Here is a 14,313-nt window from a genome sequence, read left to right as displayed (position 1 = left end):
GCCGTTTTTCGATGATGAGCTCAAGCAGCGCGGTTCGCCGGACGCTTGCCGCCGAAGCGGCGCTTGTTGTTTCCCTTGAAGCGCTTGAAACCGCCGGGCTTGCGCTCGCCGTTCGGCTGGGCGGCCGCCGGGCGTTCGCCCTGCGGCTTCGGTCCGCGCTCGCCATTGGGCTTGCCGGCGAAGTGCTTCTTGCCACCGCCATTGCCCGGTCGGCGGCCATCGCGGCGGCCGCCATGATGCTCGCGGTCATTGGCCGGCTCGAAATGGCGCTCGGTCTTTTCCCTGGGGTCGCGCTGCGGATCCGGGCTGCCGAGGTGGTCGGCAACGACCGGCAGCTTCATGCGGATGATACGCTCGACCTGCCGCAGCTTGGCATTCTCGGAGGGGTCGCAGAGCGTGATCGCGATGCCGTCCCTGCCGTTGCGGCCGGTGCGGCCGATGCGATGGACGTAGCTTTCAGCCTCGTCCGGCAGGTCGAAATTCACGACATGGCTGATGCCGGGCACGTCGATGCCGCGCGCCGCGATATCGGTCGCCACCAGGATGCGAACCGAGCCGTCGCGGAAATCGTTGAGCGCCTTCTGACGGGCGTTCTGCGACTTGTTGCCGTGGATGACGGCGGCTTCAAAACCGTCGCGCACAAGATCCTTGGTGACACGATCGGCGCCATGCTTGGTGCGCGAGAACACGATCACCGTTCGCATCGCCTCGTCGACCAGCATCTTGGACAGCACCTGGCGCTTCTGCCTTGTGCGGGCAAGCACCACGCTCTGCACGATCTCGGCGGCGGTCGTGCTCTGCGGCGAGACTTCGACGCGGACCGGATTCTTCAGGAGGCCCTTGGCAAGCTCGGCGATCTCGTCGGGCATGGTTGCCGAGAACAGCGCCGTCTGGCGGTCCGGCGCGGTCGCCTTGGCGATGCGCTTGACGTCGTTGATGAAACCCATGTCGAGCATGCGGTCGCCCTCGTCGAGGACGAGCCATTTGGTGTCGGCAAGGATAAGGTCGCCTTCACGCACCAGGTCGGTCAACCGCCCAGGCGTGGCGATCAGGATGTCGACGCCGGGCGCGATCTTCTTCACCTGGCTGAAGCGCGAGACGCCGCCGAGCACCAGCGCGGTCGAGATATGCGCGCCCTTGGCGAGCAGCTTGATGGTGTCCTCGATCTGCACGGCGAGCTCGCGCGTCGGCGCCAGGATCAGCGCTCGCGCCGTCTTTGGCCGGCGCTTGGTGCCGAGGCCGATGATCTTCGACAGGATCGGCAGCGCGAAGGCAGCCGTCTTGCCCGAACCGGTCTGGGCGATGCCGAATATGTCGCGGCCTTCGAGCTGCGGCGGGATGGCCTGCACCTGGATCGGCTTCGGCTCTTTAAAGCCCGCGGCAAGCGTGGCCTTCAGCAGCGCGCCGCCGATGCCAAGGGCCGCGAAACCGGAAAGTTCCCCAGCGTCGTTGTTGGGGAGAGTGTTTTCGTTGGTCAAATTCATCTTCTTTCAAGCGGGCAATCGCCGCAAACGTCGATGGCGGCAGGGCGCAACCTGCCGTCGAAACAAATATAAGGAAACGACAAGGCGGCGGACGGGAAACGTCCGCGCGGCTGCGCTGTCGTGCCCGCGGACGTCATGCCCCGGGGCTTTTTCGCCGTCTTGCCGATCGACCGAGGCCGATTTGAAAGAGGGAAAACAGACGCAACCAGTCTCATTCGTGGAGAAAGCCGGACAGGCCGGCCCAAGCGCCTATGCGCTGCATATGGCCGAGTCCGGCCCGAAATGCAAGGGGCGTCATGTTGCAATGCAGCAAAACGAGGGTGCTTGCGCTCTCCTGCCCTCGCCATTACCACAAACCACTTATCCGTTTTGGGGACCAGCGATGAAAGACGTGCTGAAGGAACTCGAACGCCGCCGCGAGATTGCCCGCATGGGCGGCGGCAAGGACCGTATCGAGGCGCAGCACAAGAAGGGCAAGCTCACCGCCCGCGAGCGTATCGAGGTCTTCCTCGACGAGGGCTCGTTCGAGGAGTTCGACATGTATGTCGAGCATCGCTCGACCGATTTCGGCATGGAGAAAACCAAGATCGCCGGCGACGGCGTCGTCACCGGCTGGGGCACCGTCAACGGCCGCCCGGTCTATATCTTCGCCAAGGATTTCACCGTGTTCGGCGGTTCGCTGTCGGAGGCGCATGCCGAAAAGGTCATCAAGGTCCAGGAGATGGCGCTGCGCAACCGCGCGCCGATTATCGGGCTCTATGACGCAGGCGGCGCGCGCATCCAGGAAGGCGTGGCCGCGCTTGGCGGCTATGCCGAGATTTTTCAGCGCAATGTGCTCGCCTCAGGCGTGATCCCGCAGATATCGCTGATCATGGGCCCCTGCGCCGGCGGCGATGTCTATTCGCCTGCCATGACCGATTTCATCTTCATGGTGCGCGACACCTCCTACATGTTCGTCACTGGACCGGATGTGGTGAAGACGGTGACCAACGAGACGGTGACCGCCGAAAGCCTCGGCGGGGCTTCCGTCCACACGACCAAATCCTCGATCGCCGACGGCGCCTATGACAACGATGTCGAGGCGCTGCTGCAGATGCGCCGGCTGGTCGATCTGCTGCCGGCATCTAACACGGCGGAGATCCCCGAGATCGAGTGCTACCAGTCGGTGACGGACCACGACCTGTCGCTCGACCGGCTGATCCCCGACAACGCCAACAAGCCCTATGACATCAAGGAGCTGATCCTGAAGGTCGCCGACGAAGGCGATTTCTTCGAAATCCAACAGAGTTTTGCGAGAAACATCGTCACCGGCTTCGGTCGCGTCGAGGGGCGCACGGTGGGCTTCGTCGCCAACCAGCCGATGGTGCTGGCCGGCGTGCTTGATTCCGACGCCAGCCGGAAGGCGGCGCGCTTCGTGCGCTTCTGCGACTGTTTCTCGATTCCCATCGTCACCTTCGTCGACGTGCCGGGTTTCCTGCCTGGCACCGCGCAGGAATATGGCGGGCTGATCAAGCATGGCGCCAAGCTGCTCTTCGCCTATGCCGAAGCAACCGTGCCGAAGATCACCGTCATCACCCGCAAGGCCTATGGCGGGGCTTATGACGTTATGGCGTCGAAGCATCTGCGCGGCGACATGAACTATGCCTGGCCGACGGCGCAGATCGCCGTGATGGGCGCCAGGGGCGCGGTCGAGATCATCTACCGCAAGGACATCGGCGATCCGGAGAAAATTGCCGCCCATACAAAGACTTACGAGGATCGCTTCCTGTCGCCTTTCGTCGCCGCCGAACGCGGCTATGTCGATGAGGTGATCATGCCGCATTCGACGCGGCGTCGCGTGGCGCGCGCGCTGCGCATGCTGCGCAACAAGGACATGCAGAACCCCTGGAAGAAGCACGACAACATCCCGTTGTGAAACGCAGTATCCTCTGTTTGTCGATCGACGGTCGGATCAAAAAGTGGAAACTCTTAGAATTTGTATTGCTGCGTTTAACGCATCAGACCTCACAAAATGTGCCCCAGTCGGACTTAGCCTCGACGCTTGGGCTACCATCTTAGGTATGAGCACCTTGGCGATCCTCGGTATGCTTTTACGAGGATTCCGGTTCGGCTTTTTGGGCTTTGTTGGTCTAATTTCGAAGGCATTGGCTAGGGTTCGTTCTTTCATTTTCGGCTCGAACGATTATCGGGAGATGTGTCGCACTATCTTACCTTTGATGGAGGAAAATGGCAGGATATTCGAAGCTTTCGGACCAAAATCATCTGCAGCCGATGAATATACTCGGTTCGATCAGTCCCTTTGGGTTGCTCGCAGGGTAGGCATCGTTGAAAATAATAGGCAAATCGCGAATATTATACTAAAAGCGAAGAACGTCATTCCTGAAGCTGATGAATTTCTTTTCGACCAGTGGCTTTCGCATATTGACGCGTTTGAATCGCATGTCGCGGACGAAAGGGTAGACTACCGGAATCATCAATTCCCAAGAGCAGTAGTCGAATTAATTCATCACCATGCATGACAAAATAACGATGAAGTTATGGATTGAGAGGGCACTCCGGCGCAACGTCGAGGTTGTAAACTTTTATTTTTTTGGTTCGATTTTGACGCCAACTCGCAATCTCGGAGACGTGGATGTTGTGGTCGTCTTTTCCGCGTGGGACCAATACAACTTTTTGATGGATACCTGCCGATCGTTCAGATGTAGGTTTGGGATTCCCCTTCACATTCAATCGTTCCATGCAACTCAACGAAACGATATAACTCAATTCTTGAGCGACTCAGCCATATTGAGGCAGGGAAATGGGTAAAGATCTGCACTATTCAATAATGCGGTTTCTCGAGAAAAGGCTCGACGAGCACTCAGCTGTAAAAAAATGGGAAAGGAAAGACCTTGATGATTGGATAATGTACACAATTAGTAGATATAAGTTCAACGACGAGGTAAGAATTTGCTTGTCGGACGCCTATAAATTTACTGATTTTGATTATCATAACAGACCACCGTTTCTTACGATTGGGGACTATATTTTGGTTGCAAAGCCAGAGGGCGGCTTGATGGTTAGCGGTCACCTAGTCGACGCAGCCAGGATCGGGGTGGGCAAACTTGGTGAGATGATGGGGGCCCTTAATTCTAAAGAAATGTGGAGATACACGCCGCCGTCCGATGAAGAACTGAAGCGGCGGCGGGATCGCTCTCGTAAGTGAGTGACCACCGCTGATATGAGCGTGGAGACCAAATGCGTATAACACTCGCGGCCCAGGGCCTTATTCCGTGCAAGGGCTATGGCGGCATCCAGCGGCAGGTCGAATGGCTGACCACGGAAATGGTCAAGATGGGGCATCAGGTGACGTTGATCGCCGGTCCGGGATCGTCGCATCCGATGTGCGAGGTTCGCCACGCGGTCACCAATGACGAGTGCCGCGCGGCTGTTCCCAAGGACACCGACATCGTCCATCTCCACGCCTGGAAGGTGGAAGTCCCTTTTCCGACGCTCAATACCGAGCGCGGCCATCTGCCGGATTATCCGAGGCCGCAGCCGAACTGGAGCTTCATCAGCGCCCGCCATGCCGAGCTGCACGGCCGCAAGACCTTCGTCTACAATGGTTTTCCGGTCGACGCCTATCGCCTGGCGCCGTCGAAGAACGACCATCTGTTCTTCATGGCGGCCATCGCGCGGGCTGGAAAGGGTCTCAACCGGGCGGTGGACCTAGCGAAAAAATATGATTTCAAGCTCGATATCGCCGGCGGCTCGCGCTGGAAGCTGCTCGGCCGCAGCAAGACCCGCCGCGAGGGCGTCTTCTTCAAGAGCCTGTCGTCGCGATTCCGCTATCACGGCATGGTCGATGGCGAACCGAAGGTACGCCTGTTGGGCGAGACCAGGGCCTTTCTCAACCCGATTTCCTGGGAAGAGCCTTTTGGCAACGCGCCGGTCGAATCCATGCTGTGCGGCACGCCGGTGCTGACCACGGCGCGCGGCGCGCTGCCCGAAACCGTCGACGCCGACACTGGCCGCTTCTTCGATACGGATGACGAGTTCGCGCGCGGCCTTGGCGAGATCGGCGGTTTGTCGGCGCATAGATGCCGCGAATCTGCAGCAGACCGGTTTCCGATCGAGAAGGCCGCAAAAGCCTATGTCGAGCTCTATCACCGCATCCTTGATGGCGAAGCGCTTCCGTGAGACATCACGCAGGCGTCTCCTGTCAGCGGTGGCCGTTCCGGATCGAAAAGGTTTCGCGCATTGCGCCCCATCCTGGTTTTCTGCCTGCCGGCGATCGGTGATTTCATCCGCTGCCACGCGGCCATCCAGATCATCGCCGGGAGATTTCCCGGGCAGCCGATCGACATCATCACCTCGAGGATCGCCGCGCCGCTGGCGCGGCTGATGCCGCATGTCCGCAAGGTCTGGATAGCGGAGAAGCACTGGAAGCCGGGGCTGAAAGAGCGAGCAGCACTCGCGCGAAAACTGCGCGAGGAAAATTACCAGGCCGCCTATATGCTCACCAGCAGCGCCAAGGCTTGCCTTGTGCCGTGGCTTGCCGGAATCCCGGAGCGCATCGGCTATCCGCGCGAGTTCCAGTTCGGCATCGTCAACCGCCTGCCTGCCGGTTGGCTGAAATCGATGATTGCATACGGCCCGCGCAAGACGCGGCTGGCGGAACAGGTCTGCGCCATCGCACGCCTCGGCAAAAGGCCCGACGACGACCGGCCTTTGCCGTCGCCGCAGCTTGTTGTTTCCGCCGAGGAGCTTGCCGATTGGCGCCGGCGCAACGGCGTCGATCCGGCAAAACCGGCGATTGCCCTCTATACGTCCGACTTTGCCAACAAGCGCTCGTGGCCAGTGGAGCGCTTTGTCTCGATCGCGCGCGACTATACCGCTCGCGGCTGGTCGGTTTGGCTGATCGGCGGGCCGCGCGAGCGGCGGGGCGCCGCCGAAATAAAGGCTCATTTGCCGGAGGCGATCGACTTCACCGCGACGCCCGATATCGCGGAGGCCGTGTGCCAGATCGCGGCCTCGACCGTCTTTCTCGGTGTCGACGGCGGCATTTCCCATGCCGCCGGCGCGCTCGGCGTTCCATGCGTGCTCATATATGGCTCGAACCGGGCCTATGTGCACGGTCCGGTGAACGAACAGGTGATTTTCCTCGAGCCGCCGATTTCGACACCGGGTTGGGTCGAGAACACGCGCGCCGTCAGCGAGGACCGGGTTCGCGAGGCGCTGGCGGCAGCGACCCGAAAACACGCGCCGCAATTCGCCTGACCTTACTACTCGACCGCGGCGCCGAAGGGTTTATCGACAGAGCTCTGCATCAATTCGCGAAGAACCGGCACCATGGCCAGGGGCAGGTCTTCGGCTATCAAGCCCGGCCCAAAACGGTTGCCAGCCTCGGCATGGATCCAGACCCCAGCGCAAGCCGCTTCGAAGGCCGGCATGCCCTGGGCAAGGAGGCCGGCGATGATGCCTGCCAGCACGTCGCCCGAACCGGCGGTGGCAAGCCAGGGCGCGCCATTGCCGTTGATCGCGGCGCGGCCGTCCGGCGCGGCGATCACGCTGTCGGCGCCCTTGTAGACGATCACCGCGTTGGCACGCTGCGCGGCTTCGCGCGCCTTGGCGAGCTTCGACAACGCCTTGTTGCCCGCAATGTCCGCGAACAGCCTGCCGAACTCACCCTCATGCGGCGTCATGATCAACGCTGGCGCATCCGGTCTGCCGGCTGCCTCGAACAGCGTCGAGGCTCCATTGCGGAAGGAGGTGATGCCGTCGGCGTCGAGCACGAGGCCCTCGACGCCACCGTCCTGCCGCTTCCTGGCCAGCACGGCGAGCGTGAAATCGCGCGCCTTGTCGCCGATGCCGAAGCCGGGGCCGAGGACAAAGCTGGACGGCCGGCGATCGCCGATCAGGTCATGCACGTCCTCGATCGCGTCGACCTTGCGCAGCATGATGGAGGTCAGATGCGCCGCGTTGACCTGCATGGCGTTTGCCGGCGAGAGCACGGTGACGGCCCCTGCCCCGCTTCTTGCGGCCGCCAGCGCCGACAGCCGCGCCGCGCCGGTCGCCGATGGTCCGCCCGAAAAGACACTCGTATGGCCGCGCTTGTATTTGTGCGCGTCGACCGCCGGCGTCGGAAAGTTCGCGATCCAAAGCCCGGGCCGGTTCTCGAAGGTCCTTGGCGCGATCTCGTCGATGATCTCGTCGCGAATGCCGATATCGGCCAACACGATCTCGCCGCATCGCTCGCGGCCCGGCAGCAGCAGGTGCCCGGGCTTCTTTCGCGCGAAGGTCACCGTGAGGACCGCGCGAAATGCCGAGCCAAGAACTTCGCCGCTATCGCCGGAAACGCCCGAAGGCAGGTCGATCGCGACAACCGGCAGGTTCATCCCTGTCACGATGTCGACCGCGGCCTTGGCGTCGCCGGATAGCGGTTTCGACAGGCCTGCGCCAAAGAGCGCGTCGACGACCAGCGAACCGTCTTCGGGCGTGAGGGCCGACAGCGGTCGCCGCTCCAGGGTGCAAGCGGCAGCCGCGAGCGCGGCGTCACTGCCTGGCCGCGGTTCGCCCAACGCCCACAGAGCCACATCGACGCCGGCCTCGGCCAACAGCCGCGCCACGACATAACCGTCGCCGCCATTGTTGCCGGGGCCGCACAGCACATGCGCCCTCTTCGCGCCCGGGTGGCGCGCCAGCACCAGGGTCGCGACTGCTTCGCCGGCGCGTTGCATCAAACCGTAGCCGTCGAGCGGCCCGGCCGCGATCGCTAGTCTGTCCGCCTCGGCCATTTCGGCCGTCGATAGAAGTTCATTGCGCATGGGATTGCCGATCTCCGTGCGATCAAGCATTGTCCAGTTTTCGGTTCGAAGCAAACCGCCGCGGCCGCGCATCGTTTGCAGATGCGGCCGCATCCGACAAGGGTTCGATTGCTATTTGCGCTTCCTGCCCATTTTTTATGCAGGATTGAGGAGGGGCGATGTATAGGGTTTGGGCGTCCATGCCGCATCCGGCGCAGCGGATGACGCGAATTTGCATCCGGGCCCGATGCGGAATCGAAAACGCCCTGTACCGTCTCCTCCCCTCTGGATTGGCACGGTTCGTGCTAGATGGAGGCGCAAGCGGGGTACACAACCCGTCTTCTTGGCAGTGGAGGCCATTTTTTACATGAAAAAGATCGAAGCGATCATCAAGCCATTCAAGCTGGACGAAGTGAAGGAAGCGCTTCAAGAGGCCGGGCTGCAAGGCATCACCGTCACCGAGGCCAAGGGTTTCGGCCGTCAGAAGGGGCATACCGAGCTTTATCGCGGCGCCGAATATGTTGTCGACTTCCTGCCCAAGGTGAAGATCGAGGTGGTGCTCGGCGACGAAGCCGTTGAAGGCGCCATCGAAGCCATCCGGAAAGCGGCGCAAACGGGCCGTATCGGCGATGGAAAAATCTTCGTTTCCAACATAGAGGAAGTCGTGCGCATCCGTACCGGCGAGACCGGTATCGACGCCATCTGACGCCCTCCATCTTTCTGCAACGTCATCATCAAAAACACGTCATCACACAGGGATACATGACATGACGACAGCCAAAGACATCATGAAGCAGATCAAGGACAATGATGTGAAATTCGTCGACCTGCGCTTCACCGATCCACGCGGCAAGCTGCAGCATGTGACGATGGATGTCGTCGAGGTCGAAGAAGACATGTTCGCCGATGGCGTCATGTTCGACGGCTCCTCGATCGCCGGCTGGAAGGCAATCAACGAGTCCGACATGGTGCTGATGCCCGACACGGATACCGTCCACATGGATCCGTTCTTCGCGCAGTCGACCATGGTCATCCTGTGCGACATCCTCGATCCGATCTCGGGCGAGGCCTACAACCGCGATCCGCGCGGCACCGCCAAGAAGGCCGAAGCCTATATGAAGTCGGAAGGCATCGGCGACACCATCTATGTCGGCCCCGAAGCCGAGTTCTTCGTCTTCGACGACGTGAAGTACAAGGCAGACCCCTACAACACGGGATTCCGCCTGGACTCCACCGAACTGCCGTCCAATGACGATACCGACTACGAGACCGGCAATCTCGGCCACCGTCCGCGCATCAAGGGCGGCTACTTCCCTGTGCCGCCGATCGATTCCGCCCAGGACATGCGCTCCGAAATGCTGACCGTGCTGGCCGAGATGGGCGTACGGGTCGAGAAGCACCACCACGAAGTCGCCGCCGCCCAGCATGAGCTCGGCATCAAGTTCGACACGCTGGTGCGCAACGCCGACAAGATGCTGATCTACAAGTATGTCGTGCACCAGGTCGCCAATGCCTACGGCAAGACGGCCACCTTCATGCCGAAGCCGGTGTTCGGCGACAACGGCTCGGGCATGCATGTGCACCAGTCGATCTGGAAGGGCGGCAAGCCGACCTTCGCCGGCAACGAATATGCGGGCCTCTCCGAAACCTGCCTCTATTATATCGGCGGCATCATCAAGCACGCCAAGGCGATCAACGCCTTCACCAACCCGCTCACCAACTCCTACAAGCGTCTGGTGCCGGGCTATGAAGCGCCGGTGCTGCTCGCCTATTCGGCGCGCAACCGCTCGGCTTCCTGCCGCATTCCGTTCGGCTCCTCGCCGAAGTCGAAGCGCGTCGAGGTCCGCTTCCCCGATCCGGGCGCGAACCCCTATCTCGGCTTCGCCGCCATGCTGATGGCCGGCCTCGACGGCATCAAGAACAAGATCCATCCGGGACAGCCGATGGACAAGGACCTCTACGACCTGCCGCCGAAGGAGCTGAAGAAGATCCCGACCGTCTGCGGCTCGCTGCGCGAGGCGTTGCAGAACCTCGACAAGGATCGCGGATTCCTGAAGGCCGGCGGCGTCTTCGACGACGATCAGATCGATGCGTATATCGAGCTCAAGATGGCCGAGGTGATGCGCTTCGAAATGACCCCGCATCCGGTCGAGTACGACATGTACTATTCTGTCTGACGACCGAACTTCTCGGCATCGGCGACAAAGACGGACCCCGGCGTTTCGCCGGGGTTTTCGCATGGGCAGTCCATCGGAGGGCTTTCCGCAAACCCAGCGTAGCCATGCAGCATCCGGCCGGTCCGCCACTGCAGAAGCAGCAGTCACGCCAAAGTGGTCGCGGCGCTCAATCGCCTGGCGTTGCTGCCGTTGACGGCGGCGGCAGGCGAAACATTTCCGCCGGTTGTTTGCATGCAAAAAAGCCCCGGCGAAGAACGCCAGGGCTTTCGACAATTGAAACTTACGAGACGCAGGCGAAGCCCGCGCCTGGATGATCAGGCTGCGGCGGAGACCGCGTCGGTCGAAACCTGCGAGATCGTCTTCAGGATCTGCGAAGCGATCTGGTAGGGGTCGCCCTGCGAGTTCGGGCGGCGATCTTCCAGATAGCCCTTGTAGTCGTTCTTGACGAAGGAGTGCGGAACGCGGATCGAGGCGCCGCGGTCGGCGACGCCGTAGGAGAATTTGTTCCACGGCGCGGTCTCGTGCTTGCCGGTCAGGCGCTTGTCGTTGTCCGGACCGTAGACGGCGATGTGATCCATCAGGTTCTTGTCGAACTGCGCCATCAGCGCCTCGAAATAGGCCTTGCCGCCGACTTCGCGCATATAGGCGGTCGAGAAGTTGGCATGCATGCCCGAGCCGTTCCAGTCGGTATCACCCAGCGGCTTGCAGTGGAACTCGATGTCGATGCCGTATTTCTCAGTCAGACGCAGGAGCAGGTAGCGAGCCATCCACATCTGGTCGGCGGCCTTCTTGGAGCCCTTGCCGAAGATCTGGAATTCCCACTGGCCCTTCGCCACTTCGGCGTTGATGCCTTCATGGTTGATGCCGGCGGCGAGGCAGAGGTCGAGATGCTCCTCGACGATCGTGCGGGCGACATCACCGACATTCTTGTAGCCGACGCCGGTGTAGTACGGGCCCTGCGGCGCCGGATAGCCGCTCTCAGGGAAGCCGAGCGGACGGCCGTCCTTATAGAAGAAATACTCCTGCTCGAAGCCGAACCAGGCGCCCTCGTCGTCGAGGATGGTGGCGCGCTTGTTGGAGACATGCGGGGTCACGCCATCGGGCATCATGACTTCGCACATGACCAGCACGCCATTGGTGCGGGCCGGATCCGGGTACACGGCGACGGGCTTCAGCACGCAGTCGGAGCTGTGGCCCTCGGCCTGGTTGGTGGACGAGCCATCGAAGCCCCACAACGGCAGTTGCTCGAGCGTCGGGAACTCGGCAAACTCCTTGATCTGGGTCTTGCCGCGCAGGCTGGGGGTCGGGACATATCCGTCGAGCCAGATATACTCGAGCTTGTATTTGGTCATTCCAGTGCCTCTCGTTGCTAGGACGCCGCAAGCGACGTCAACGCATGGCCGGGCTTGCCGGCCTGCCGATGGTTAAAAAGCAATTCGTATGCCACTCCGCCGTCGGCGGGTGCGGCAAAATGGTCGCGCCAACACGTGGATTTTGCTCAGCCGCCTCAATAATGCGCTCTGATCGCTCAATCGAGATTTCTGCATAAATAATTGGCAAATAATGATCTTTTTGTAGGCATATTGCCTAAACGAATCGCAGAACCTATCTTGCTTGCTAAGTTGAATCGGTAAGTCCCTAGACAAGCAAGGAGGTCGCCAATGCAGGTCATGCAACCGCTTCCGTCGGCAAAAATCCTGATGTTCCCGCTGGCAGGGCGCAAGTCTGCCTCAAATTTAGGCGCCAAGGCGAAATTCGCGGCAGAGCTTGCGACGCTTCGCGGCGAGCACGCCGACTTTGACGGCTGGTATCACGAAGCAGCCGTCGAGGAAGAAAATCAGCGCAAGAGCTGATCGCCCCTTAGGTTTTATGGACGAAAAAGCCCGGCGCGATCGCTCGCGCCGGGCTTTCTTTTCGAGCAGATGACCGAGGTCAGTCCTTGGCGTGCAAGTCGGTGCCGAGCGTATCCCTGACGAAGATCATGCCGATGATCAGCGACATCGCCGCGATGATCACCGGGTACCAGAGACCGTAGTAGATATCGCCCTTGTAGGCGCTGAGCGCGAACACTGTCGCGGGCAGCAGGCCGCCGAACCAGCCGTTGCCGATATGGTAAGGCAACGACATGCCGGTGTAGCGGATGCGGGTCGGGAACATCTCGACCAGGATCGCGGCGATCGGCCCATAGACCATGGTCACGAACAGCACCAGGATGAACAGGATGCCGATCGTCATCGGCCAGTTGATGGCCGCCGGATCGGCGAACATGGCGAACGCGCCGCCGCCCGGTATGGTGTAGACCGTGACTTCCGTCGCACCGGCCGCCTCGTCCTTGGTCAGGACCTTGTCGGCGATCGCCTGCTCGGCCGGAACCGTGGCCTTCTCGCCGCCGCGGATCGTGGCTGCATCGAGCTTCAGTTCCGGATTGGCCGCGATGAAGGCGTCGAGCTTCTGGTCCGCCACCTTGGCCGCGGCGCGCTTCAGGGGATAGCCGCCGTCCTTCAGCGCCATGTTCACCGCCTTCTGGAAGACCCCCTCCTTGGCCTTGGCCTGATCGCCGGCGGCAACGGCATCATAAGACTCCACCGTCTCGTTGCCGATCTTGACCGTAGCCGCGGTTCCAGGCGCGGCCGTCGTGACGACGTCGTATGGCACCGAGTTCTTGGTCAAGAACGAGGTCGCGATATCGCAGGATGTCGTGAACTTCGCGGTGCCGACCGGGTTGAACTGGAACCTGCAGTCGCCGGGAGCCGCCGTCACCGTCGCGCGGGTGTTCTGCTGGGCGGTGGCAAGAGCCGGGTTGGCGGCCGAGGTCAATGCCTTGAACAGCGGGAAGGTGCAGACGATGCCCAAAGCCAGTCCGGCCATGATGATTGGCTTGCGGCCGATCTTGTCGGACAGCCAGCCGAACACAACGAAGAAGATCGAGCCGATGGCAAGCGCGATGGCGATCATGATGTTGACCGACTGCGCGTCGACCTTCAGCACGTTGGTGAGGAAGAACAGGGCGTAGAACTGGCCATTGTACCAGATCACGGCCTGGCCGGCGGTGAGGCCGAGCAGCGCAAGAAGGGCGATCTTGGCGTTCTTCCACTGGCCGAAAGCCTCTGTCAGCGGCGCCTTGGAGCCCTTCCCCTCGTCCTTCATACGCTGGAAGGTGGGCGACTCCGACAGCGACAGACGAATCCAGACCGAAACGGCGAGCAGCAGGAAGGAAACGATGAAGGGAATGCGCCAGCCCCAGCTGGCATAGGTTTCCTTGCTGAGCGAGGCCTGCACGATCAGGATGACGATGAGCGACAGGAACAGGCCGAGCGTCGCGGTCGTCTGGATCCATGACGTGTAGTAGCCACGGCGATCGTCGGGCGCATGCTCGGCGACATAGGTCGCGGCGCCGCCATATTCGCCGCCGAGCGCCAGGCCCTGCAGCATGCGCAGCCCGATCAGGATCACCGGAGCCGCGATGCCCCAGCTCGCATAACCGGGCAGCAGGCCGACCAGGAAGGTCGACAGGCCCATGATCGTCATGGTGACGAGGAAGGTGTATTTGCGGCCGACGAGATCACCGATGCGGCCGAACACGAGCGCGCCGAACGGGCGCACCAGGAAGCCGGCGGCAAAGGCCAGCAGCGCGAAGATGTTGCGCGTCGCCTCCGGGATCGCCGGGCTGAAGAAGGTCGAGCCGATGAAGGCGGCCAGCGAACCGTAGAGATAGAAATCGTACCATTCGAAAACGGTGCCGAGCGATGAGGCGAAGATGACTTTCTTCTCCTCCCGCGTCATACCGCGGCTGGTTCCGCCGGCGGCCGATGCCATTGCCATTTGAATATCCTCCCGTGAGATCCCGTCTGTCCTCGATGGCTGCGC

At 61.4% G+C, this 14,313-nt stretch carries 12 protein-coding genes; 8 read left to right on the top strand and 4 right to left on the bottom strand.

What is annotated here, in order from left to right; genetic code table 11:
- Positions 1-20 precede the first annotated feature (20 nt).
- A complete protein-coding gene (locus tag EJ068_RS31430) occupies positions 21-1,478 on the bottom strand; it encodes a DEAD/DEAH box helicase (protein WP_129554974.1) in 1,458 nt (485 codons plus the stop codon).
- Positions 1,479-1,866: 388 nt separating this feature from the next.
- Here EJ068_RS31430 and EJ068_RS31425 point away from each other — a divergent pair, with 388 nt between their 5' ends.
- From EJ068_RS31425 to waaF, 5 genes are all read left to right on the top strand, one after another.
- Complete coding sequence (locus EJ068_RS31425; protein ID WP_126061014.1) at positions 1,867-3,399, top strand: acyl-CoA carboxylase subunit beta; 1,533 nt, start codon at positions 1,867-1,869, stop codon at positions 3,397-3,399.
- 43 nt (positions 3,400-3,442) lie between these two features.
- A complete protein-coding gene (locus EJ068_RS31420; protein WP_127251502.1) occupies positions 3,443-4,003 on the top strand; it encodes a hypothetical protein in 561 nt (186 codons plus the stop codon).
- 281 nt (positions 4,004-4,284) lie between these two features.
- Positions 4,285-4,689 carry a hypothetical protein gene (locus EJ068_RS31415; protein ID WP_127251503.1) on the top strand — a complete coding sequence of 135 codons (405 nt, stop codon included), beginning with the start codon at positions 4,285-4,287 and terminating at the stop codon, positions 4,687-4,689.
- Positions 4,690-4,721: 32 nt separating this feature from the next.
- Positions 4,722-5,663 (top strand): glycosyltransferase, encoded by a 942-nt coding sequence (locus EJ068_RS31410; protein WP_127251504.1) that lies wholly within the window; start codon positions 4,722-4,724, stop codon positions 5,661-5,663.
- A gap of 60 nt (positions 5,664-5,723) precedes the next feature.
- A complete protein-coding gene (waaF, locus tag EJ068_RS31405) occupies positions 5,724-6,743 on the top strand; it encodes a lipopolysaccharide heptosyltransferase II (protein ID WP_127251505.1) in 1,020 nt (339 codons plus the stop codon).
- A 5-nt stretch (positions 6,744-6,748) separates the two neighbouring features.
- On the opposite strand, the gene EJ068_RS31400 is transcribed toward waaF, so the two are convergent.
- Positions 6,749-8,290: an NAD(P)H-hydrate dehydratase gene (locus EJ068_RS31400; RefSeq protein WP_127251517.1), complete on the bottom strand. Its 1,542-nt coding sequence runs from the start codon at positions 8,288-8,290 to the stop codon at positions 6,749-6,751.
- A gap of 346 nt (positions 8,291-8,636) precedes the next feature.
- Between EJ068_RS31400 and EJ068_RS31395 the strand changes: the two genes are divergently transcribed.
- Positions 8,637-8,975 (top strand): P-II family nitrogen regulator, encoded by a 339-nt coding sequence (locus tag EJ068_RS31395; protein ID WP_018428041.1) that lies wholly within the window; start codon positions 8,637-8,639, stop codon positions 8,973-8,975.
- Between the two features lie 61 nt (positions 8,976-9,036).
- On the top strand, positions 9,037-10,446 hold the full coding sequence (gene glnA / locus EJ068_RS31390; protein ID WP_042642240.1) for a type I glutamate--ammonia ligase: 1,410 nt from the start codon (positions 9,037-9,039) through the stop codon (positions 10,444-10,446).
- A 314-nt stretch (positions 10,447-10,760) separates the two neighbouring features.
- Here glnA and EJ068_RS31385 read toward each other — a convergent pair whose 3' ends face one another.
- Positions 10,761-11,798 carry a glutamine synthetase beta-grasp domain-containing protein gene (locus EJ068_RS31385; protein WP_042642239.1) on the bottom strand — a complete coding sequence of 346 codons (1,038 nt, stop codon included), beginning with the start codon at positions 11,796-11,798 and terminating at the stop codon, positions 10,761-10,763.
- Positions 11,799-12,107: 309 nt separating this feature from the next.
- Between EJ068_RS31385 and EJ068_RS31380 the strand changes: the two genes are divergently transcribed.
- Entirely contained in the window at positions 12,108-12,299 is a 192-nt protein-coding gene (locus EJ068_RS31380) for a DUF2735 domain-containing protein (RefSeq protein ID WP_127251506.1), read from the top strand.
- 79 nt (positions 12,300-12,378) lie between these two features.
- Here EJ068_RS31380 and EJ068_RS31375 read toward each other — a convergent pair whose 3' ends face one another.
- Positions 12,379-14,268, bottom strand: a complete 1,890-nt coding sequence (locus tag EJ068_RS31375) for an MFS transporter (protein WP_126082789.1) — start codon at positions 14,266-14,268, stop codon at positions 12,379-12,381.
- Between the last annotated feature and the right edge of the window lie 45 nt (positions 14,269-14,313).

Source organism: Mesorhizobium sp. M2A.F.Ca.ET.043.02.1.1, from assembly GCF_003952405.1.
Lineage (GTDB): Bacteria > Pseudomonadota > Alphaproteobacteria > Rhizobiales > Rhizobiaceae > Mesorhizobium.
The sequence above is the reverse complement of the archived record's forward strand: the minus strand, read 5'-3'. Positions and strand labels throughout refer to the sequence as shown.

Coding starts and splice junctions, on each gene's coding strand:
- EJ068_RS31425 (WP_126061014.1), top strand. CDS start 1,867: ATGAAAGACGTGCTGAAGGAACTCGAACGCCGCCGCGAGATTGCCCGC.
- EJ068_RS31410 (WP_127251504.1), top strand. CDS start 4,722: ATGCGTATAACACTCGCGGCCCAGGGCCTTATTCCGTGCAAGGGCTAT.
- glnA (WP_042642240.1), top strand. CDS start 9,037: ATGACGACAGCCAAAGACATCATGAAGCAGATCAAGGACAATGATGTG.
- EJ068_RS31395 (WP_018428041.1), top strand. CDS start 8,637: ATGAAAAAGATCGAAGCGATCATCAAGCCATTCAAGCTGGACGAAGTG.
- EJ068_RS31375 (WP_126082789.1), bottom strand. CDS start 14,268: ATGGCAATGGCATCGGCCGCCGGCGGAACCAGCCGCGGTATGACGCGG.
- EJ068_RS31415 (WP_127251503.1), top strand. CDS start 4,285: ATGGGTAAAGATCTGCACTATTCAATAATGCGGTTTCTCGAGAAAAGG.
- EJ068_RS31380 (WP_127251506.1), top strand. CDS start 12,108: ATGCAGGTCATGCAACCGCTTCCGTCGGCAAAAATCCTGATGTTCCCG.
- EJ068_RS31400 (WP_127251517.1), bottom strand. CDS start 8,290: ATGCGCAATGAACTTCTATCGACGGCCGAAATGGCCGAGGCGGACAGA.
- EJ068_RS31385 (WP_042642239.1), bottom strand. CDS start 11,798: ATGACCAAATACAAGCTCGAGTATATCTGGCTCGACGGATATGTCCCG.